The 21898-nt window shown below is 42.4% G+C and carries 23 protein-coding genes; 8 read left to right on the top strand and 15 right to left on the bottom strand.

Annotation, left to right across the window (positions count from 1 at the left end; all coding sequences use genetic code 11):
• Positions 1-96: 96 nt before the first annotated feature.
• The 4 genes from pyc to glsA form a co-directional block, all read right to left on the bottom strand.
• Positions 97-3543, bottom strand: coding sequence for a pyruvate carboxylase (pyc, locus tag MHI44_RS19575; RefSeq protein WP_339202552.1), 3447 nt, complete (start codon positions 3541-3543; stop codon positions 97-99).
• Positions 3544-3617: 74 nt separating this feature from the next.
• Positions 3618-4829, bottom strand: a complete 1212-nt coding sequence (gene ftsW, locus MHI44_RS19570; RefSeq protein ID WP_339202551.1) for a cell division protein FtsW — start codon at positions 4827-4829, stop codon at positions 3618-3620.
• A 205-nt stretch (positions 4830-5034) separates the two neighbouring features.
• A complete protein-coding gene (locus tag MHI44_RS19565) occupies positions 5035-5316 on the bottom strand; it encodes a YlaN family protein (RefSeq protein ID WP_003245286.1) in 282 nt (93 codons plus the stop codon).
• A 97-nt stretch (positions 5317-5413) separates the two neighbouring features.
• Positions 5414-6343, bottom strand: a complete 930-nt coding sequence (gene glsA, locus MHI44_RS19560; protein ID WP_003232263.1) for a glutaminase A — start codon at positions 6341-6343, stop codon at positions 5414-5416.
• A 102-nt stretch (positions 6344-6445) separates the two neighbouring features.
• On the opposite strand from glsA, the gene MHI44_RS19555 reads away from it, so the two are divergent.
• On the top strand, positions 6446-6931 hold the full coding sequence (locus tag MHI44_RS19555) for a hypothetical protein (RefSeq protein WP_003245279.1): 486 nt from the start codon (positions 6446-6448) through the stop codon (positions 6929-6931).
• Positions 6932-6933: 2 nt separating this feature from the next.
• Here MHI44_RS19555 and MHI44_RS19550 read toward each other — a convergent pair whose 3' ends face one another.
• On the bottom strand, positions 6934-8262 hold the full coding sequence (locus tag MHI44_RS19550) for a PhoH family protein (protein WP_003245272.1): 1329 nt from the start codon (positions 8260-8262) through the stop codon (positions 6934-6936).
• Positions 8263-8416: 154 nt separating this feature from the next.
• Here MHI44_RS19550 and MHI44_RS19545 point away from each other — a divergent pair, with 154 nt between their 5' ends.
• Positions 8417-9046, top strand: coding sequence for a YhcN/YlaJ family sporulation lipoprotein (locus MHI44_RS19545; RefSeq protein WP_003232269.1), 630 nt, complete (start codon positions 8417-8419; stop codon positions 9044-9046).
• Positions 9047-9128: 82 nt separating this feature from the next.
• A complete protein-coding gene (locus MHI44_RS19540; protein WP_003232271.1) occupies positions 9129-9338 on the top strand; it encodes a YlaI family protein in 210 nt (69 codons plus the stop codon).
• Between the two features lie 55 nt (positions 9339-9393).
• On the opposite strand, the gene MHI44_RS19535 is transcribed toward MHI44_RS19540, so the two are convergent.
• Together MHI44_RS19535 and typA are read right to left on the bottom strand one after the other, a co-directional pair.
• Positions 9394-9711, bottom strand: a complete 318-nt coding sequence (locus MHI44_RS19535; RefSeq protein ID WP_003232274.1) for a YlaH-like family protein — start codon at positions 9709-9711, stop codon at positions 9394-9396.
• A gap of 56 nt (positions 9712-9767) precedes the next feature.
• Positions 9768-11606, bottom strand: coding sequence for a translational GTPase TypA (gene typA / locus MHI44_RS19530; protein WP_003232278.1), 1839 nt, complete (start codon positions 11604-11606; stop codon positions 9768-9770).
• A 112-nt stretch (positions 11607-11718) separates the two neighbouring features.
• On the opposite strand from typA, the gene MHI44_RS19525 reads away from it, so the two are divergent.
• Positions 11719-11907, top strand: a complete 189-nt coding sequence (locus tag MHI44_RS19525) for a YlaF family protein (RefSeq protein ID WP_003245500.1) — start codon at positions 11719-11721, stop codon at positions 11905-11907.
• A 271-nt stretch (positions 11908-12178) separates the two neighbouring features.
• On the top strand, positions 12179-12790 hold the full coding sequence (locus MHI44_RS19520) for a hypothetical protein (protein WP_339202550.1): 612 nt from the start codon (positions 12179-12181) through the stop codon (positions 12788-12790).
• Positions 12791-12829: 39 nt separating this feature from the next.
• Here the strand turns inward: MHI44_RS19520 and sigQ are convergent, their stop codons facing one another.
• Genes sigQ through MHI44_RS19500 form a run of 4 tightly spaced genes read right to left on the bottom strand, consistent with a single transcriptional unit; the run spans position 12830 to position 15840 of the window.
• Positions 12830-13123: an anti-SigP sigma factor SigQ gene (gene sigQ / locus MHI44_RS19515; protein WP_003232283.1), complete on the bottom strand. Its 294-nt coding sequence runs from the start codon at positions 13121-13123 to the stop codon at positions 12830-12832.
• Positions 13120-13641, bottom strand: coding sequence for an RNA polymerase sigma factor YlaC (gene ylaC, locus MHI44_RS19510; RefSeq protein ID WP_038430006.1), 522 nt, complete (start codon positions 13639-13641; stop codon positions 13120-13122). The genes sigQ and ylaC overlap by 4 nt, the downstream gene beginning before the upstream one ends.
• Complete coding sequence (locus MHI44_RS19505; RefSeq protein WP_003232287.1) at positions 13641-13910, bottom strand: hypothetical protein; 270 nt, start codon at positions 13908-13910, stop codon at positions 13641-13643. Before MHI44_RS19505 ends, ylaC begins: the two co-directional genes overlap by 1 nt.
• Positions 13900-15840, bottom strand: coding sequence for a hypothetical protein (locus tag MHI44_RS19500; RefSeq protein WP_082200942.1), 1941 nt, complete (start codon positions 15838-15840; stop codon positions 13900-13902). The genes MHI44_RS19505 and MHI44_RS19500 overlap by 11 nt, the downstream gene beginning before the upstream one ends.
• A gap of 285 nt (positions 15841-16125) precedes the next feature.
• On the opposite strand from MHI44_RS19500, the gene nprE reads away from it, so the two are divergent.
• Positions 16126-17691: a neutral metalloprotease NprE gene (gene nprE, locus MHI44_RS19495; RefSeq protein WP_003245026.1), complete on the top strand. Its 1566-nt coding sequence runs from the start codon at positions 16126-16128 to the stop codon at positions 17689-17691.
• A 351-nt stretch (positions 17692-18042) separates the two neighbouring features.
• A complete protein-coding gene (locus tag MHI44_RS19490; RefSeq protein ID WP_220396749.1) occupies positions 18043-18957 on the top strand; it encodes a class I SAM-dependent methyltransferase in 915 nt (304 codons plus the stop codon).
• 78 nt (positions 18958-19035) lie between these two features.
• Here MHI44_RS19490 and MHI44_RS19485 read toward each other — a convergent pair whose 3' ends face one another.
• The 3 genes from MHI44_RS19485 to MHI44_RS19475 all read right to left on the bottom strand — a co-directional run bounded on the left by MHI44_RS19485 (position 19036) and on the right by MHI44_RS19475 (position 20615).
• A complete protein-coding gene (locus MHI44_RS19485; protein ID WP_003232296.1) occupies positions 19036-19464 on the bottom strand; it encodes a GNAT family N-acetyltransferase in 429 nt (142 codons plus the stop codon).
• Between the two features lie 25 nt (positions 19465-19489).
• On the bottom strand, positions 19490-20287 hold the full coding sequence (gene suhB, locus MHI44_RS19480; RefSeq protein WP_086343803.1) for an inositol-1-monophosphatase: 798 nt from the start codon (positions 20285-20287) through the stop codon (positions 19490-19492).
• A gap of 139 nt (positions 20288-20426) precedes the next feature.
• Positions 20427-20615: a hypothetical protein gene (locus MHI44_RS19475; RefSeq protein ID WP_009967148.1), complete on the bottom strand. Its 189-nt coding sequence runs from the start codon at positions 20613-20615 to the stop codon at positions 20427-20429.
• 239 nt (positions 20616-20854) lie between these two features.
• On the opposite strand from MHI44_RS19475, the gene MHI44_RS19470 reads away from it, so the two are divergent.
• The gene (locus MHI44_RS19470) at positions 20855-21493 is read left to right on the top strand and encodes a YktB family protein (protein WP_116315528.1); all 639 of its coding nucleotides are present in this window, start codon (positions 20855-20857) and stop codon (positions 21491-21493) included.
• Positions 21494-21525: 32 nt separating this feature from the next.
• Here MHI44_RS19470 and MHI44_RS19465 read toward each other — a convergent pair whose 3' ends face one another.
• Positions 21526-21792 (bottom strand): UPF0223 family protein, encoded by a 267-nt coding sequence (locus MHI44_RS19465; protein ID WP_014479696.1) that lies wholly within the window; start codon positions 21790-21792, stop codon positions 21526-21528.
• Between the last annotated feature and the right edge of the window lie 106 nt (positions 21793-21898).

The following is a 21898-nucleotide window of genomic DNA, read 5'->3' as shown; positions in this document are numbered from 1 at the left end:
TGAAGTCCCCTTATATCTCTTCTAACCATCTGCTTCACTCCACATTTTCTATATAAAAAACAAGAGTGTATATCATTGATATACACTCTTGTTTTTTTATGCTTTTTCAATTTCGAGAAGCAGATCTCCCGTTTGGATCGGCTCGCCATTTTTCACATGAACCTGCTTGATTGTTCCTGAGAAAGGCGCCTGAACCGTTGTTTCCATTTTCATCGCTTCATTAATCATCAAATGATCACCTTTATTGACTTTTGTGCCTGCTTCAGCCAATACCTTAATAACGGTTCCAGGCATGGAAGCTGCGATGTGGCTTGGATTTGTCCGGTCTGCTTTCAGCCTTTCCTGAACGGAAGACTTAATGCTTTCATCTTTAATGACTACTTCACGCGGCTGCCCGTTCAGTTCGAAATAAACGACGCGAGTGGCATCAGGCTGAGGCTCACCGATTGAAATCAGCTTAACGATCAGCGTTTTGCCGCGCTCAATTTCAACTTCTATCTCTTCACCCAATGTCATACCGTAGAAGAATGTCGGTGTATCTAATACCGAAATGTCTCCGTAGCTTTCTGTCGTTTTCACATAATCAGTGAAGACTTTAGGATAAAGGGCATACGCCACAGCATCCTGATCTGAAATTTCCAAGTTATGCTGCTCTTTAAATTCCTGTTTGATCGCTTCAAATGACACCGGCTCAAGCAGTTCGCCCGGTCTGACTGTAATCGGCTCCTGTCCTTTTAAGATCAGCTTTTGCAGTTTTTCCGGGAATCCGCCATGAGGCTGGCCGATATTTCCTTTGAAAAGCTCCACGACAGAATCAGGGAAATCTAAAGATTCACCTTTTTCGTAAACGTCTTTTTCAGTCAGATTGTTTTGCACCATGTAAAGTGCCATATCTCCGACAACTTTTGAGGAAGGCGTTACCTTGACGATGTCACCGAACATATCGTTCACGCGTCTGTACATTTCCTTGACTTCATTCCAGCGGTCGCCAAGGCCTACTCCCTTGGCTTGCTGCTGCAGGTTGCTGTATTGGCCCCCTGGCATTTCGTGCTCATATATTTCAGTATGCGGAGACTTCATTCCGCTTTCAAATTCACTATAATATTTACGCACCGACTCCCAATATTGGGACAGCAATTCAACGCCTTGGACATTCATTTCCGGACGGCGGTCGTTGCCTTCCATCGCATGATAAAATCCGCTCGCGCTAGGCTGTGACGTTAATCCCGCCATTGAGCTGACCGCCACGTCTATGATATCAACGCCGGCTTCAACAGCTTTCGCATACATATAAATACCGTTTCCGCTCGTATCATGCGTATGAAGGTGAACCGGAATGTCGATCGTTTCTTTCAACGCAGAAACAAGTTCATATGCAGCCTGCGGTTTTAACAGCCCTGCCATATCTTTAATCCCGAGAATATGGGCTCCGGCCGCCTCAAGCTCCTTCGCCATCGATGTATAATATGCAAGGTCATACTTCGTCCGGTTCTTGTCAAGGATATCTCCCGTATAACAAATCGCAGCTTCTGCCACTTTGCCGGTATCCCGAACGGCATCAATGGCTAACGTCATCCCTTTTACCCAGTTTAAGCTGTCGAAAATACGAAACACATCAATACCGGATTGAGCTGATTGCTTCACAAATTCTTTAATCACATTGTCCGGATAATTCGTATAGCCGACCGCATTTGATGAGCGAAGCAGCATCTGGAATAAGGTATTCGGCACTTCTTTGCGAAGATCTTCCAAACGCTTCCACGGATCTTCTTTCAGGAATCGGTAGGCTACATCGAAGGTCGCGCCTCCCCACATTTCCATACTGAATAGTTCAGGCCATAACGCAGCCGTCGGATTTGCGATTTTTTTCAAATCATGCGATCTGATTCTAGTTGCCAATAACGATTGGTGGGCATCTCTGAATGTCGTATCAGTTAAAAGGACAGATTTCTGCTCCTTAACCCAATTTGCAAGCCCTTCTGCACCTTTTTCATCGAGAATTTGCTTTGTTCCTCCGGCAGGCTGCTGATCAACGTCTACCTTTACGCTTAACGGTTTGTCAAACGCCGGTTTTTCTTTTTTCCCGATTCCAGGGAAGCCGTTCACTGTCACATTGCCGATGTAAGTGAGCATTTTCGTTCCGCGGTCTTTTTGTTTAGGGAATTTAAATAATTCAGGCGTAGTATCAATGAAAGACGTATCATATTGCCCTGTCAGGAACATCTCATGTTTTGCAACGTTCTCAAGGAACGGAATGTTCGTTTTTATGCCTCTGATTCTGAACTCCTGAAGGTTTCTCACCATTTTGGCAGCTGCCTGTTCAAACGTTAAAGCCCAAGTTGAAAGCTTAACGAGAAGTGAATCATAGTATGGTGTGATCACGGCGCCCTGGAAGCTGTTTCCGGTATCAAGACGGACACCAAAACCGCCGCCTGAGCGGTAAGCCATGATTTTTCCTGTATCAGGCATGAAATCATTTTGCGGATCCTCAGTCGTAACCCGTGACTGAATGGCATAGCCGATTGTAAAAATGTCCTTTTGCTCAGGAATATTTACTTTTTTGCTGTGAAGGCTGTGCCCTTGGGCAACAAGGATCTGAGTTTGAACAATATCGACACCAGTAATCATTTCTGTTATCGTGTGTTCAACTTGTACGCGAGGATTTACTTCAATAAAGTAGAACTCGTTGTTTGCAACAAGGAATTCGACCGTCCCCGCATTTATATAGTTTACATTTTTGGCAAGCGCAACTGCCGCCTCACAAATTTGATCCCTTAATTCAGGTGACAGCGAGACACTCGGCGCCACTTCAATGACCTTTTGATGGCGTCTTTGAACGGAACAATCCCTCTCAAAAAGATGGACGACATTTCCCTGCTTGTCTCCAATGACCTGAACCTCAATATGTTTTGGATTCTCAATTAATTTTTCTACATAAACTTCATCATTGCCAAAGGCTGCTTTCGCCTCTGATTTAGCACGCTCATATGCTTCTTTGACTTCACTTTCAGATCTGACAATCCGCATACCGCGGCCGCCGCCGCCAAGCGAGGCTTTAATGATGATCGGATAACCGTTAGCTTGTCCAAATTGTTCGACGGCTTCAAGCGTTTCGGCAGGACCGTCGCTTCCCGGAATCACGGGGATTCCCGCTTTTTCTGCCTGCTCACGCGCTTTTACCTTGTCACCAAACATATCGAGATGCTCGGATTTTGGCCCTATGAATACGATGCCTTCTTCTTCACATCGTCTCGCAAAATGAATATTTTCAGATAAGAAACCGTATCCCGGATGAATTGCATCGACTTTGTTTCTTTTCGCAATATCAATGATACCTTCAATATCCAGGTAAGCATCAATCGGTTTTTTCCCTTCACCGACCAAGTATGCTTCATCCGCTTTGTACCGATGGTAGGAACCGGAATCTTCTTTTGAATAGACCGCAACTGTACGAATATTCAACTCGGTACACGCCCGGAATATTCGAATTGCAATTTCTCCCCTGTTTGCTACTAATACTTTTTGTATCGATTGCTGAGACAAACTTTTCTCCCCCTTACCCGAATGGAATATAATCTATCATAGCGGAATATCCTTCCCCTGTACACACTTGTTTTTTACTGATAAACAGTTTTTTTGAGCTGTTTCTTTTTCATTCCCTTCGGCGCCAAGGGCTCTTTCTTTTTCTTATTCTCTGAATATTTCACAAACATGCTGATATTCGCTAATATCCCCATACTCCCCAGCAGCAGCACCAAAGAAGAGCCCCCGTAACTGATAAATGGCAGCGTAACCCCTGTAATCGGAATTAATCCGCTGACACCGCCAAGGTTAATAAACGATTGTATGGCAATCATGCTTGAAATGCCGATCGCCAGAAGACTTCCAAACGGGTCCTCGCATTTTCTGGCAATATAAAAACCTTTTATGACGACAAAACCCAATAAGAAAATCACAAACAATACCCCAAAAATGCCGAGCTCTTCAGCAATGACAGCCATAATAAAGTCAGTGTGTGATTCAGGCAGATATCCGTATTTTTGGATACTTTCACCGAGCCCCAGGCCGAAAATGCCGCCTGAGCTGATCGCATAATAAGAATTGATCACTTGCAAACCTGATGAATTTGCATACTTAAATGGGTCTTCAAGACTCTCAAAACGCGCCAAACGGCCTTTAGTTAAAATTTGATCCTGATTTAAATAGAGAATCGGGCTGACTAAAATGAAAACAATTCCGCCGAGCAAAAGCAGCCTCACCAGCGTCTTTCCGCTGAAGCCGGAGCACAAGATCATGCACGTCGCAATTAACCCTATAATCATGGCTGTACCGAAATCTGGCTGCATGGCAATTAACCCGCAAATTATAAGCGTCATGACTACCGGAGGGGCTACTCCCGTTAACAGATGGTCGATATAACTTTGTTTTTTTGCATATACGGCTGCAAGGTATAAAATCACGACCAGTTTCACAAACTCCCCCGGCTGAATACTCATTCCGCCGATTTTAAACCAGCTCTGCGCGTTTCCGGCAACATGCCCGAAAACAAACAGTGAGATAAGCGCAAGAACAGATACAAGCAGTATCCCCTTCTGAAACTTTTGATGGGCCAGTGCTTTATAAGGAAACAACGCCATGAGAATAAATAGAGCGCCACCCGCAATTAAAGCAAACAGCTGCCGCATGAAGAAAAAATTACTGCTTACTCCATACCGGGAGATAGCCGTAATCATGCTTGAGCTGTATACCATCACTAAACCGAATCCGCATAATAAAACGATTGCGAATATCAGTGAGTAATCATAAGATTTTAGCATTTTTTTTAACATAACATCCTCTTCCCTGCTTCTAACTTCCATTATCTATGGTTTTTATGTATTTATCTTTTTTATTTTACTACAATTTATCAAACGAGACGAAGAATCTCTATACGATTCGGAAGGAATGTGTAAAAAAAGACCGTCTTTTATGAGATGAGAGAAAAATAGCGGTTATAAAAAAACCCAAACTGTTAATAAGTTTGAGTTTTATCATTTATTTAGCTGTAAACGCGTCATGTAAAGCAGACAATTCGCGTTCCAATGTGTATAAAAGGTCTTTACCGTCTTTTTCATCAACCAATCCCAGGCGGACAGCAAAATCGATTTCCCTCGAAAGCCCGAACATTTGAGTATCTAAAACCTCTTCATATAGAGGACATTGAGGCATCGTTAAGTTATCCATTTGTACTCGGATCAGCTTCAAAATCTTCTCAGCGTCAACTTTTAAGAGTTCAAAAGCTTTTTGCCGATGGTCAACTATCATCTCTGAAGCCAAAAGTATCCCTCCGTTCCCCAGGCGAGTACCTAATTCTTCTATTTATCATAAAGGGTATCAACAGAAAATGCAAGAGGATTTAAGCATATGACATAAATTAAAAAATACTCAGCCTGTACATCTCAGACATTATTTCCAAAAGCTTTACACCTGCAATGCTGTTCCCTTTTTCGTCTAATGCGGGGCCGAATATGCCGATCCCGAAATCGTAAGGCGAAATGCCCATAATCCCGCCGGATACGCCGCTTTTCGCAGGAATTCCGACCTTAATTGCGAATTCCCCGCTTGCATTATACATTCCGCACGTCACCATAAATGTTTTGCAAATTCTAGCGACATCTTTTGAGATGACTTGCTCCCCAGTCTCTGGATGTCTGCCGTTCAATGCAAATACAGATCCGATTTTCGCTAAATCCAAGCTGTTCATCTCAATCGCGCATTGCTTCGTGTATAAATCCATTACTGCCTCTACATCATCTTCAAAAATGCCGTACTGCTTCATATAATAACACATCGCCCGATTAATCATTGAAGTGCTGTATTCAGATTCAGCCACTTCCCGGCAGTATGTAATCTCTTGGTTGTTTGTCAGCCTTCTGATAAAAGAAAGCAAATAATCAAGTCTCTCTTTCACCGTTCTTCCTCTTATCAGACTTGTCACTACCAATGCCCCTGCATTAATCATAGGGTTTAACGGCTTGCTCGGATTCACCGTTTCGAGCTTTATAATTGAATTAAACGGATCACCGGTCGGCTCCTGTCCAACATAACTGAAGACCTTATCTTTGCCGTATTCCATTAATACCAAAGCAAGGGAAAGGACTTTCGATATACTTTGAAGCGTAAATGTTTTTTCTACGTCACCTGCTGACAGACAAACATTATTGGAATAATAAATCGCCACTGACAGGTCGTGTTTATCAGCTTTTGCCAAGGCGGGAATATAGCTGGCTACCTCCCCCTTGTCCGTTACTTTTTTCGCCTTTTTCACTAAGGCTTCAAGCTCATCATTATGCCGGCATACCATGCAAACACCCTCGTTCCCTCAGCATTTCAATACACATAATTTGTACACAAAGTGACAATTCATGCGAAAACTTTTATAATTTTGAGAGAAGGGGGTCATATCATGAGCGTTATCCAAGTAAAAGGCAATGTTACATATCCAATTACCATTGATCCAAGCGTATGGATTTTTGATGATCGCAAATTTTCGTTTGACCGCAAAGGGGACAGTCAAGACACATATTTACAATCAGCCGGGGATGAATCAGACCTTGATCCGGAACGCGTCATCAGAGAGGGGCGAATCGCGCCGCCTACATTAAAGACGGAAAAGCAATATGAGAAGCAAAAACTGATGAACGGCAGTTTCGCAATGAGACTTGGGACTGTCCTGAAAAATGCTGAGCCGAACAGCTCTGCGACACAATGTGTATTTGTCACAAGTTCGGGAAAGGCCGCCGTTTCTCTGGAAACCGCTCTGAACAGTATTGTCCATTTCAGTGAGGCAGGCAAGCCGATTCAAGAAGGCGGCCCCGTGCATATTTACTTTGAAGACCCGGTTCATCACAAACAGCCGATTACCGATGTAAAAGAGATCGAAATCATTTAATGTTACAGCAAATCAGCTGCGAGCTGGGCGAGACCTGATCTCTCACCTTTTAACAGCTTCACGCTGCCTGAGATGGGTTGTCCTTTAAACCGCTCAACCACATAGGCCAAACCATTGTTCAGACTGTCTAAATATGGGTGATCAATTTGTTCAGGGTCACCCATTAAGACAATTTTACTGCCTTCACCGACTCTCGTCAGCAAAGTTTTCACCTCATGCCTGGTCAAATTTTGCGCTTCATCAATGATAATAAATTGATCTGGAATGCTTCTCCCTCTGATATAAGTCAGCGCCTCTACCTGAATTGAGCCAATTCCCGCCAAAATAGCATCAAGCTCCCCTGGTTTTTTCGCATTAAACAGAAACTCTAAGTTGTCAAAAATCGGCTGCATCCAAGGCTTTAGCTTTTCCTCTTTTTCGCCTGGCAAATACCCGATGTCCTTGCCAACAGGAACAATCGGCCTTGCGACGACCAGCTTTTTGTATATTCCCAAGTCTTCTGTCTGTAATAGCCCTGCCGCCAAAGCTAAGAGCGTTTTGCCGGTTCCCGCTTTGCCGATCAGGGTGACAAGCGGAATATCTTCCCGCAGCAAAAGCTCTAATGCCATTGTCTGCTGTACATTTTTCGGCCTGATTCCCCATATATGTTCATCATCAAATACGAGTCTTTTTAATACCGTTCCGGTTTTATCTGCAATTCCGACTGCCGAGGAGGATCCTCCTAGCTCATCCTTCATTAAAGCAAACTGATTCGGATAAAACGCATGCTGTTTCACATCGTTTACTGAAATTTGATTTTTTCCGTAAAAAGAGCTGAACAGCTGCTGGCTGATATATAAATCTTTATAGCCGCTGTACATTTCATCATTGTCCACAACCCGGTCATTCAAGAAATCTTCAGCAAGCAGTCCGATTGCGTCGGCTTTAACCCTGACCAGTACATCCTTACTGACGAGGATAACCGGCCTGCCATTTTCCTTGGTTTCTTCCTCGAGGCTTAAGTTTTTCGCAACGGCTAATATGCGATTATCGTTCGTCTTTTCAATAAAGATCTCTTGCAGCTGGTGAAACGAACGATGATTCAGTTCAATTCTCAGTGTGCCGCCGGTGTCAAGCGGTACATGCTCATGCAGCCTGCCCTTTTGTCTTAGCGCATCGATTAGCTTAGATACGTGCCTTGCATTCCTCCCAACTTCGTCCATATACCGTTTTTTTGAATCAACCTCTTCTAAAACGACAGCAGGGATGACAACCTCATTTTCTTCAAAAGAAAATATCGCGTTAGGATCCTGTAATAACACATTCGTATCTAACACATAAATTTTACTCAAGTCTCAGCCTCCTGATATAAGGGTCAAAGTTCTTCCTGCTTCTCTTTTGATGAAAAAGGTGAATGCCTGCTAAAATATATGTTTTTGTGCATAAAGATAGAAGGTTAATTCAACAATAAAATTAATGAAAGCATTTTAAGGAGGGAACCCGCAAGTGCGAATTCTTTTCATTATCATACAGCTGACACTTATCCTGTCCGCTTGTGCCTATCAACAAGGAAAACAGGGTCAGAATGTTGAAAAAGAATCAACAAGACAGCAGGAGACTAAACCGATTCACGTAAAGGACACAACTCAAGAAACAAAAGACAATGGAACAAGAACCGATATTGCCAAGCATCTTGTCAGCGTTGCTGAAAAAAACCCCGACGTCAAGGATGCAACAGCCGTTGTGCTGGGAGGCTATGCTGTTGTTGGGATTGATGTCGATGATACTTTGGACAGAAGCAAAGTGGAAACCATTAAATATTCTGTAGCTCAGGCGCTAAAGAATGATCGATATGGCGCAAACGCAGTGGTCATTGCTGATCCCGATACGGTCAGCCGCCTTCGTGAAATGAGCAGAGAAATCAGCGAGGGCCATCCGGTAACAGGCATACTGGATGAATTAGCTGCAATTGTCGGCCGAGTGCTTCCCGAAGTGCCTAACGACGTGATTGACAATGAAGACGAACCGCAAACAAAGCAGCAAAATGACCAATTAAATAGAAAACAGCAGCAGGAAATGGAGAAGGAGCAAAACGATCAATCTGATCATCATATGAAAAAGAACAACAATGACTAAGCTATAGCCTTGCGCTTTAGCTTTTTCTTATTTTGGACAGCTTCTGATCCGTGCTATAATACATGTTAGTGAAAGAGGTGATATGATGAGGGTCAAATGTTCTATTTGCGATAAAATTGAAACAATTGATGATGATACCCTGATCGCGAAACGGCTTCGAAACCGCCCGATCCATACATATATGTGCCAGGAATGCCACGATCGGATTGCCAAAAAAACAGAGGAACGGCTGAAAACGGGAAAATTTACTTTTCACCCGGGACAGCAGAAAAAAGAAAAAGTCAAAAAATAAAGCGGCCGCTTAACCATACAGAACACAAAAAAGACTCAGCTTTCAGCTGAGTCTTTTATGATTTTGCAGACTGTCCTTTTTTCGACTGATACAGCCGGATTTTGTAAATGATTAAAATCAGCGCAGCGACGACCAATCCTTCTGCCACGGGCAAAAACACCCCTAAAAAAGTCAAAACAGTGCAGCCCAAAGCCAAAAATACATACACCACTGCAGATTTTAATACAGGAAGCCGTTTAGCAAATCCAAGCTTAAATACAATAACGGCCAACACAAAAATCGTGCCGTACAGCAGCCACATGCCTGCCGCAGGCTGCCGGTCTACTTGATATAGAGCGGCGAAGAACGACAGACGTTCGCTTACGTCATTCAAAAAGATTCCCTCCCCTGTAAACGTACGGGTTCTATCTTTTCAAATTCTGCACGAGATTAAGACAATCCTGCTGTTTTTTTCTTTTTAGCTGCTTTTTCACGTTCGTTCTTATTGAGGATCTTCTTTCTTAAACGGATGGATTCAGGTGTTACTTCACAATATTCATCTTCGTTTAAGTACTCTAGAGACTCCTCAAGAGACATGATGCGCGCTTTTTTAATTGTAGTTGTCTGATCCTTTGTCGCAGAACGGACGTTTGTTTGCTGTTTCATTTTGCTGACGTTAACAACAAGGTCATTGTCACGGTTATGCTCTCCAACGATCATTCCTTCGTATACTTCAGTACCCGGCTCAACGAAGATGACACCGCGGTCTTCAATTCCTTGAATACCGTATGATGTTGCTTTTCCGTTTTCCATTGACACAAGTACACCTTGACGGCGTCCGCCGACTTGGCCCGCCTGCATCGGCTGGTAGCTGTCAAACGTATGGTTCAAAATACCGAATCCGCGTGTTAATGATAGGAATTCTGTAGAGTAACCGATCAATCCGCGGGAAGGAACTGTAAAGATGAGACGGACTTGGCCGTTTCCGTTGTTGATCATATCAACCATTTCGCCTTTGCGGGCACCCATTGATTCCATGACAGAGCCAGTATGCTCTTCAGGAACATCAATTTGCACACGTTCAACAGGCTCACAGCGTACGCCGTCGATTTCTTTGATAATAACTTCAGGTTTTGACACTTGAAGCTCATAGCCCTCACGACGCATATTTTCAATTAAAATTGACAAGTGCAGCTCACCGCGTCCTGAAACAACCCAAGCATCAGGAGAAGCTGTTGGCTCAACACGCAAGCTCACATCCGTCTGAAGCTGTGATTGAAGACGCTCTTCGATTTTGCGGGCCGTTACATATTTGCCTTCACGGCCTGCAAACGGACTGTTATTCACGACAAATGTCATTTGAAGTGTCGGCTCATCAATGCGAAGCACCGGAAGCGGATCTTGATGGTCTACAGGACATACTGTTTCACCAACGTTGATATCTTCCATCCCGGAAACCGCAACGAGGTCTCCCGCTTTTGCTTCTTCAATTTCCACACGCTTTAAGCCTTGGAAACCAAAAATCTTTGTAACACGGAATGACTTTGCCGTTCCGTCAAGCTTCATAAGAGAAACCTGCTGTCCGACTTTCATTGTGCCGCGGAATACGCGTCCGATTCCGATACGGCCTACATAGTCGTTGTAGTCAAGAAGGGCAACTTGGAATTGAAGCGGCTCCTCTGCATTATCAACAGGTGCCGGAACATGCTTAATAATGGTTTCATATAAAGCTTCCATGTTTTCATCCTGTTGTTTCGGATCAAGACTCGCTGTTCCATTAATCGCGGAAGCATATACCACTGGGAACTCGAGCTGCTCTTCATTGGCATCAAGCTCAATGAACAGATCCAGAACTTCATCGATAACTTCCTCTGGACGAGCAAAGTCACGGTCAATTTTGTTTACAACAACAACAGGGTTCAGGTTTTGCTCAAGAGCTTTTTTCAGAACAAAACGAGTTTGAGGCATACAGCCTTCATATGCGTCAACGACAAGCACTACGCCGTCAACCATTTTCATAATCCGTTCTACTTCTCCCCCAAAGTCTGCATGTCCAGGGGTGTCCAAAATATTGATACGTGTATCTTTATAGTTAATCGCAGTATTTTTCGCCAATATTGTAATGCCGCGTTCGCGTTCAAGATCATTAGAGTCCATTGCGCGTTCAGCAACCTGTTCGTTGGCACGGAACGTACCAGCCTGATGTAAAAGCTGATCGACTAGAGTCGTTTTCCCATGGTCAACGTGGGCAATAATCGCGATGTTGCGAAGATCATTTCGAAGTTTCACTTTTTCATCTCCTAAAAAAATTAGATAACTTTCATATTATATCACACATCCTCTTTAAAAGCGTCACGTTTTTCTGTAAACTTAATATAAGACGTAAAAGGGGATGGAATTTATGAAAAAAATGAATTGGCTTTTACTATTATTTGCATTTGCAGCGGTTTTCAGCATTATGCTGATCGGCGTCTTTATCGCTGAAAAAAGCCCTGCAGGCATTATCGCCAGCATTGTACTTGTTTGCGCTGTCATGGGCGGCGGATTTACATTAAAAAAGAAAATGCGCGAACAAGGCTTGCTTGATTAAAAGCATTGCCCCGCCGGCGACATTGTAATCAAAAAACACCGCAAAGAAAGCGGTGTTTTTCATTTCTTAAGCCTTATCTCCCCTGTTTCTTAGTCAGGAAGATGCAAAACAGCCTTCATACATAGACAATCGTTCTAACGATCACACGTGCAGCCTTCAAAAAGTAGTTCGGCAACGATACACATAAAATACCATAGCGCCTATTCCTCCACCGGAAACTACTCCCTATAATGGAATTTGTAGCACAATTCATAAAAGGGAGAGAAGAAACATGAAGAAAACATTTGTAAAAAAAGCTATGTTAACGACTGCCGCAATGACCTCAGCTGCTCTATTAACGTTCGATCCTGATGCAGCCAGCGCAAAAACACCGGTTGATAACACTGCTGTTCAACTCCAGCATCAGGCGAGCACTAACGAAGATCTCAATACATTCATTGATATATTAAATCAATGTATATACGAACAAGACGGTGTATATTATTTTGACAGCGACAAAGCTGTCAAGTTAGGAATGACAAAAGAAGAGGCTCAGGTAATTGCTACACTCTGGGAATCGACATCAGAATTTTTCAGCATTGTTTCACAATGTGTGTATCTCGAGGATGGAAATTACAAATTTGATACAGAAAAAGCAGTTGAACTTGGCTTCACAGAAAAAGAAGCACTTGCACTTGAACAATTTTTCTCCGCTGTTTCTCTCAAGATTCACATTCTTCAAGCAGCCATTGTGCTACAAGATGATGTGTACAGCTATGATAAAGACGCAGCGCTACAAGCAGGTGCAACGCCACTGCAAGCTGACGTTTATGAAAAACTCTTCAGTGCCCTGTCACAAGAACAGCTTGCCGCTATTTACGATATGATTCATCCCCAGGCTTAATGTAAAAAAGCGCTTGCCGGAATCGGACAAGCGCTTTTTTTATATCAGCAGTTTGATGATCAGCATCATGGCAACCGCCGCTCCAAACCAGCAGGCAGCTTTCATGATCAGTAATCCATAGTACCTCTGTTTAAAACGCAGTTCTTCTTCCGGCAGATAAGCCTCCTCAACGGCCTGTTCGCTTTCCAATTCAAATGGCTCAGCCATCGTGTCATACATGTCTCTGCAGCTGCTGCACATTTTTAAATGCTCTTCTATAACGTGTTCCGTTTCTCTTTTACAATCACCTTCAAGATACAGAGGAAGCAGGTCTCTTACTAGAAAGCAGGTCATATCCGCTCCTCCTCTCTACTTTTCGTCATGTTTTTCTTTAGCTCTAATCTAGCCCGGTGCAATGTGGTTTTCACCTTAGAAAGACTCCATCCTAATATCTCAGCGATTTCTTCATAAGAAAGCTCTTGGAATTCTCTTAAAATCAAAACGGATTGATGCTGATCTTTTAACTTCAGGAGCTCCTGCCGCAGTGTTTCGCTTTTCACCGTCCGTGACAGATACTGTTCAGGCTGGTCATAAGTTGTTTGCGTTAACCCTTCATTTTTGCTGATTTCAGTAAATTGGTATTTGACATCCCTTCGGTACCAATTGATAAAGGTATGATGCGCAATGGTGTAGAGCCATGTTCTGATGGAAGAATGCCCCCTAAACGAAGCCAGACCGTTAAGAGCTTTTACAAACGTGTCCTGCGCTAAGTCCTTGGCTGTTTCAAGATGATGAGTCCTTCTGAATAAATAATTTAAAATTTCTTGATAATACTGCCGATACAAGTCCTCAATGGAATCCCTATGCTTCATTAAAAGTAAAACCACACCGTCATCCAAATGGCCAATAAAATGAAACAGATATACATGGAAGACAGGTATACTTTCATATATCTGATTTGGCTTTCTTCTTCAGCACCGGGACTTCTCTTTAAACAAGTTTTACTCTTTAAGTCTTCCGCATTCTTTTGAAATAGGGATTCATGCTGTTTCATCCATTCCATTGATTCATCCTCTAGCTCTCCTTCTTTATACAGGTCGTATAAGTCTACAAAAACAGACTCTTTTTCTTTATGATTCATAAAGACTTTTCACCTCTTGTGTTTCTCCATCCACTACATAGGCATCATGGCGATTTGAACCAAACGGCTGAATAATGATCAGCCATGCATAATGCCGTTCATCCCCTCTTTGAACGATAATCGGACGCATACGCTTTTTGTAAATAACACCCTGATATAGAGAAGCTACCTTTTCGTAAGCCAATGTTCCATTACGATACGTATAAGGGAATGACTGATCAGGTGTATCGCTGTATACATAAACGTTTAGCTGACCTTGATCTTCAAAAAACTCATATGTTTTAGAAGAATCAGTATACATCACCATGTCACCCTGACTGCTTTTTTTCTTCTTTTCTGATCCACGAGCATCGAAGATCGATAATATCTGATGCTGCATCCGGCTGTTAGCCATTGAGATATTCTTTTTCATCGGAAGCGAAAGACTATGTAAACAACCTGATTCGCCCTCAAATTCCAAAACAATTCCACCTTTTGTTTCCACTCTCACCATGCTTCCGAGCAGGCTATTGCTTTCAATATCAGTGATCTGATAAGGCTGTTTTGAGATGTTCAGCGCTGTAAACATTTGTTCCACTTTGTCTTGAATGTCTTGTTCCGTTATATGAACATGCAGAAGAGAGTCAAGCTGGTAAATCGATGGATCTTCACTAAAACCCATTAAGGTTTCCTTTTCCCAATAAAATACCGCGCCATCATCAGCATGATCTTTTTTATGAAGCTGGTTTTTCAGGTATATACGTACGACTGTCTGGCCGTCCTCATTTGATACCTTTGTTTCGATATGATCCTTATGTAACACACGTCCGTGTCGCTCAAGGAAAGCGATGGACTTCCGCTTGTACTCCTGATTCGTTAGCTTTTTCCCATGTGCTTTTTGTAAGTATTCATAATTACGAATCAGCTGCGATACTTCATCTACCTCAGCTTTGTAACCTTTGCTTTCAAATGAGTAGAAATAATGCACATCCATGTTTGTATCATGCAAATAAAGTGTTTCATCCGTAGGAAAAAATGACTTTAGTATCTGTTCCGCTTTTTCTGATGAAATGTGCTCCCCGACAAAATTGAATGAATCATGGACATTTGCTGGCTTTGATACAGCGAAAGCAGCCGTTCCTATGTTATATATCGGATTTAACAGCAGGACAAAAAACACCAGGACAGCCATCGTCACCCACTTATTCACACGCACATAAACCTTTCCTGACTTTTGGAACAGATGATAGCTCATCAAAAATCCCGCCATTGCCAAATAAATCGTATATGGCATTACTGCACCATAATCTTTTGAGATTTGATTGGGATATGGCGCAAGCAGCAAGACAAGCAGTCCGATAATCAGCGTATAAAATAAGCCTAGTAAGATCTTATCCGTTCTCCAATACAGCTTGAAAAACACTACATTCAACGCAATGGGAAGAGTGATGATGAAAAACAGAAACACGAATGCAATCGGCTCCATCCCATCCGGGTATTCCTTCCAATACGAAAAGAAACTAAAAATCATTTGTACGATCGGCAAACTGACAACGGCAAGGTCGAACGTATAAAACTTACCCTTTCCGCCATGATCACGCGGCATCAGCATATAGTGAAAAGCCGTCAGCAGCACATATCCGTATAACAAAAAATGCAGCAGCGGCAGCAGTTCTTTTCCGTCCTCTCTTAAGTAAGCGCTGGTGAAGTTTGTTGATTGCACCTGGTGAATAAGTTCAACAGACACTCCCGCCAGCAGCACAATCCGCAATATAACACCCGCCAAGAACATTGTGCGCTGCCGGTTTATTTTGGGATGATGCACCAAAAGATATAAGCCCGCCAGAACAACAATTGACCATTGAATCAGCAGGGTGCTTTGTCTGCTTAATATAAAATAACGTTCGAAATGCAATACATAATGACTGAATAACTCCAACACGAACAACAATCCTTTACTTCTTATTAAGGCCTCATTCGGTTAGACAGCGGACTTTTCAAAAAGTTTCAAGTTGAAACAAAAAATATCTCATCTTCCCCTTGATATGTAAAAAACATAACTCTTGAGTGAACCGTCACATGACACTTGACTCATCTTGATATTATTCAACAAAAACAAACACAGGACAATACTATCAATTTTGTCTAGTTATGTTAGTTTTTGTTGAGTATTCCAGAATGCTAGTTTAATATAACAATATAAAGTTTTCAGTATTTTCAAAAAGGGGGATTTATTGTGGGTTTAGGTAAGAAATTGTCTGTTGCTGTCGCTGCTTCGTTTATGAGTTTATCAATCAGCCTGCCAGGTGTTCAGGCTGCTGAAGGTCATCAGCTTAAAGAGAATCAAACAAATTTCCTCTCCAAAAACGCGATTGCGCAATCAGAACTCTCTGCACCAAATGACAAGGCTGTCAAGCAGTTTTTGAAAAAGAACAGCAACATTTTTAAAGGTGACCCTTCCAAAAGGCTGAAGCTTGTTGAAAGCACGACTGATGCCCTTGGATACAAGCACTTTCGATATGCGCCTGTCGTTAACGGAGTGCCAATTAAAGATTCGCAAGTGATCGTTCACGTCGATAAATCCGATAATGTCTATGCGGTCAATGGTGAATTACACAATCAATCTGCTGCAAAAACAGATAACAGCCAAAAAGTCTCTTCTGAAAAAGCGCTGGCACTCGCTTTCAAAGCTATCGGCAAATCACCAGACGCTGTTTCTAACGGAGCGGCCAAAAACAGCAATAAAGCCGAATTAAAAGCGATAGAAACAAAAGACGGCAGCTATCGTCTTGCTTACGACGTGACGATTCGCTATGTCGAGCCTGAACCTGCAAACTGGGAAGTCTTAGTTGACGCCGAAACAGGCAGCATTTTAAAACAGCAAAATAAAGTAGAACATGCCGCCGCCACTGGAAGCGGAACAACTCTAAAGGGCGCAACTGTTCCTTTGAACATCTCTTATGAAGGCGGAAAATATGTTCTAAGAGATCTTTCAAAACCAACAGGCACCCAAATCATCACATATGATTTGCAAAACAGACAAAGCCGCCTTCCGGGCACGCTTGTCTCAAGCACAACGAAAACATTTACATCTTCATCACAGCGGGCAGCCGTTGACGCACACTATAACCTCGGTAAAGTGTACGATTATTTTTATTCAAACTTTAAACGAAACAGCTATGATAACAAAGGCAGTAAAATCGTTTCTTCCGTTCACTACGGCACTCAATACAATAACGCTGCATGGACAGGAGACCAGATGATTTACGGTGATGGCGACGGTTCATTCTTCTCTCCGCTTTCCGGCTCATTAGATGTGACAGCGCATGAAATGACACATGGCGTCACCCAAGAAACAGCCAACTTGATTTATGAAAATCAGCCAGGTGCATTAAACGAGTCTTTCTCTGACGTATTCGGGTATTTTAACGATACAGAAGACTGGGACATCGGTGAAGACATTACGGTCAGCCAGCCTGCTCTTCGCAGCCTGTCCAACCCTACAAAATACAACCAGCCTGACAATTACGCCAATTATAGAAACCTTCCAAACACAGATGAAGGCGATTATGGCGGTGTACACACAAACAGCGGAATTCCAAACAAAGCCGCTTACAACACCATCACAAAACTTGGTGTATCTAAATCACAGCAAATCTATTACCGTGCGTTAACAACGTACCTCACGCCTTCTTCCACGTTCAAAGATGCCAAGGCAGCTCTCATTCAGTCTGCCCGTGACCTCTACGGCTCAACTGATGCCGCTAAAGTTGAAGCAGCCTGGAATGCTGTTGGATTGTAATATTAGAAAAAGCCTGAGATCCCTCAGGCTTTTATTGTTACATATCTTGATTTCTCTCTCAGCTGAAACGACGAAAAGATGCTGCCATGAGACAGAAAACCGCTCCTGATTTGCATAAAGAGGGATGCAGCCGCAAGTGCGCATTTTATAAAAGCTAATGATTCAGTCCACATAATTGATAGACGAATTCTGCTACAGGTCACGTGGCTATGTGAAGGATCGCGCGTCCAGTTAAGAGCAAAAACATTGACAAAAAAATTTATTTATGCTAAAATTTACTATTAATATATTTGTATGTATAATAAGATTCTCCTGGCCAGGGGAATCTTATTTTTTGTGGAGGATCATTTCATGAGGAAAAATGAGTCCAGCTTAACGTCTCTAATTTCAGCTTTTGCCCGTGCATATCACAGCCGATATGACACACCTCTTATTTTTGATGATTTTATCGCAAAAGATCTCATTAACGAAAAAGAGTTTATCGACATCAGTAAAAATATGATTCAAGGAATATCGTTTTTCAACAAAGAGATCGCCGAACGTCTTCAAAATGATCCTGAAAAAATATTAAAATGGGTTGCACAAATCCAGCTGTCTCCAACGCCCCTAGCACGTGCTTCTTATTGTGAAAAAGTCTTGCACAACGAATTAATCCTGGGGGCAAAACAGTATGTCATTCTTGGAGCGGGACTGGATACTTTCTGCTTTCGGCATCCAGAATTAGAAAACAGCTTACAGGTTTTCGAGGTTGATCATCCGGCCACACAGCAATTGAAAAAAAATAAGCTGAAGGATGCAAATCTGACAATTCCGGGTCATCTTCATTTTGTTCCTATGGATTTCACCAAAACGTTTTCGTATGATCCTCTCTTAGATGAAGGATTTAAAAACACAAAAACATTCTTCAGCCTTCTCGGAGTGTCTTATTATGTAACACGGGAAGAAAATGCAAGCTTGATCAGCAATTTATTTTCTCATGTCCCGCCTGGAAGCTCTATTGTTTTTGATTATGCGGACGAAACACTTTTTACAGCAAAAGGGACGTCGAATCGAGTTGAACATATGGTGAAGATGGCTGCCGCAAGCGGGGAACCGATGAAATCATGTTTCACTTATCAAGAGATTGAACATCTGTTAGAGTCATCTGGTTTACTGATCTATGAACATCTATCACCAGACGACATCAATGACCTTTTCTTTAGTAATCGAAAAGACAATTTGTCAGCGTTTGAAACGATTCATTATATTCATGCGGTAAAAAAATAATTTTCAAATCATCAGAAGCCTCTCAATGTTTGAGAGGCTTTTTATTTGAACCCGCATGCAGCAAATAAGCTGTCGTTATCATACGGCAGCTTCTGCTAAAGGCTTCACCAGGATCATAAATGATTTGCCTTTCTCATCTTTTTCCGTTTTCAGCTGTTCAAAGCCGCATTGGCTTAAAAACAGTATCCATTCCCTGCGCTCAATGGGAACTCCCGCAAACATCGCTTTATGTTTCGCTCTAAGCAATTTGCTGATCTGTTCAATGATCATCTTCGCATGTCCCTTTTTTTCTTCAGCCGGGTCAATCAGGACCGTTCCGAGCCACGGCTTACCGTTTGAAGGAGACCACTCGAGATGGTAGCTGACGGCAACAGGCATACCGTCTTTTTCCCATACAAGCCATGAACCGTTGTACATGGAGTAGGAAATGATATAGTCTTCTGCATCTTTATCTCCAAACTCCTCCTCTTTCCATACAGGATGAGCCTCCGCGAGCTTTTCTAACAAGCTGAGATCATCCTGCTCAAATGGCCTACTTCCGAGCATGAAGATACTCTTCAAATATCGTTTTATGTATAGATGGGTTTCCGGCTAGCACACTGTGGTTTTCTAAAAAGGTAAACGGCTCTCCTTCAATGGTCGTATAGGTGCCTCCTACTTCATTTAACAGCACACAGCCGGCTGCGTAGTCCCATGGCGCAAGCCGCATCGTGATGTAAGCATCTATTCTTCCTGCCGCGACATTTGCCAGCTCTAAAGCGGCAGAACCGTAGGAGCGTGTGCCTCTGACTCTTTTCACAAGTGGCGCTAACACACTTTGATCAATTCTTCTGTTTTCCGTTACCCATGTTGCATTAATGGCAAGAATCGCTTCTTCAATGACGGTTTCTTTTAAAGGAGCCAGCTTCGTTTCATTCATATAAGCCCCTCTGCCGCTAAATGCGTGATACAGCTCATCGTGCACCACATCATAAATTAAACCGATTTTCCCTTCACCGTTTTCAAAAATCCCAATGGAAATCGCAAAATTTCTTTGCTGGTGCACAAAATTCATCGTCCCATCAATCGGATCAATAATCCATACGACTCCCTCAAGTGAGTGGATTTTGTCTCCTTGCCCCTCTTCACCGAGTATCCGATGTCCCGGAAATGTTTCTTGAATTCGATCAATGAAAAACTTTTCGGTTTCTTTGTCAATATTGGTGACTAAATCATTCGGATTTGATTTCGTTTCAATTGTCAGGCTTTCATGCATGGATTGTTTAATTCTCGCGCCTGCTTCTCTTATCCACTTCTTTGCAATCTCATCAATTTCCGTCCAATTTGTCATTCGTTCGTACCTCTCTTCTATGTAGACCTTTTATTTTATAGGATACTGATAACGGCAATGAAAAAGCAAGGAAAATGAAAAATATCCCTTCTCACGTAAAAACGAACCATTCATGCGGTTCGTTTTCACTATCGCTTTTTTACCCGTTAAGACGAATCCATTCTTTTCTAAGTCGCTCAAGTTTGTTTTTGCTTTGTTCAATCTGCTCTTCATTTTCTTTCTGCATTGCTTCATATAGGGTTGCCAATTCATAATCAACCTCTAGTCTCCAGACAGCAACACGATTGTTTTTCTCTTCCTTAAATCCCTCTTTTACAACTTGCCTCATTGTCTTTCGCCCCTTCCAGAGATCATTTGTTTGTAAAAAAGCATCCCATTTTGCCATTCAACAATGATTACTTCTTATATCGTATGATTGTTCTATTTACGCGCAACATGATTCTGAAAATTGTGTGTTTACCTATTCGTTTATTACCACATTTCCCCTTACTTCAAACGCACTCAATCTTTTTGAAGCTCGTATGAACTGTGATAAAATATGTATACTTAGCATGAAGGAGGAAAATCATGACACAAATGCGTTTCACTGAAGAGGACTTTAACACTTTTACAATAGAAGGCTTAGACGCGCGCATGGAAGTATTAAAAGAGACGGTCCGTCCGAAGCTTACAGCTCTAGGCGAACATTTTGCCCCAACTTTATCAGCTTTAACCGGAGATGAAATGTTTGCGCATGTGGCAAAGCACGCAAGAAGATCCGTCAATCCCCCGGCTGACAGCTGGGTGGCGTTCGCAAACAGCAAAAGAGGCTATAAAAAACTGCCGCATTTCCAAATTGGTTTATGGGAAAGCCACGTCTTTGTGTGGTTCGCGATTATTTATGAATCCCCTATCAAAGAAGAATACGGCAAATTGCTTGAAGTGAACCAAGAAACCATTACGAAAAATATCCCTGACAGCTTCGTTTGGTCTGCAGATCACACAAAACCGGGAGTACATAAACAGTCTGAAATGGACAAGGAACAGCTGAAGACACTGTTTGAGCGTTTGCAGACTGTAAAGAAAGCTGAGCTGTTATGCGGCATCCAGCTCCAAAAAGAAGAAGTGCTGAATATGAATAACCAGGAATTCCTTCAGCGTATCGACGATGCCTTTAAGCAGCTTGCTTTTCTGTACCGTCTCACCCAAAAAGTATCACAAGCATAAAAAAGAGCCGGGATATCCCCCGGCTCTTTTTCTTACATCTTAATCTTCGCGATATCAGATTCTCTCGCCTGTTTGACCGTGCGATAAGGAGAATATGTACTTTGTTCCTCAAACTCGCCGCATAGCTTTTTTTCCTCGGCCTTCCCCGGTACAATTTCCTTGAAACGGCGGTAAGCTTTAAGCAGTTCTTCACGATCCGCCCCTTTTTCATATGCAAGCTCAACCTGCTGGAAAAATGCAATCACATCCACTGCTTCTTCGGTTGTCCAATCTTCATTCATCGGATATTGATACTCCATTTTCTTCACTCCTTGTAGATTTACTTCCCTTAAGAGAAAGCATCTTCATTTGATCATAAATTGTTCTTTACATTCTTTCAAGTTCATAATATAATTCATTTGTTTT

The sequence above is a fragment of the Bacillus sp. FSL K6-1366 genome (genome assembly GCF_037976695.1).
Classification (GTDB): Bacteria; Bacillota; Bacilli; order Bacillales; family Bacillaceae; genus Bacillus; species Bacillus subtilis.
The sequence above is the reverse complement of the archived record's forward strand: the minus strand, read 5'-3'. Positions and strand labels throughout refer to the sequence as shown.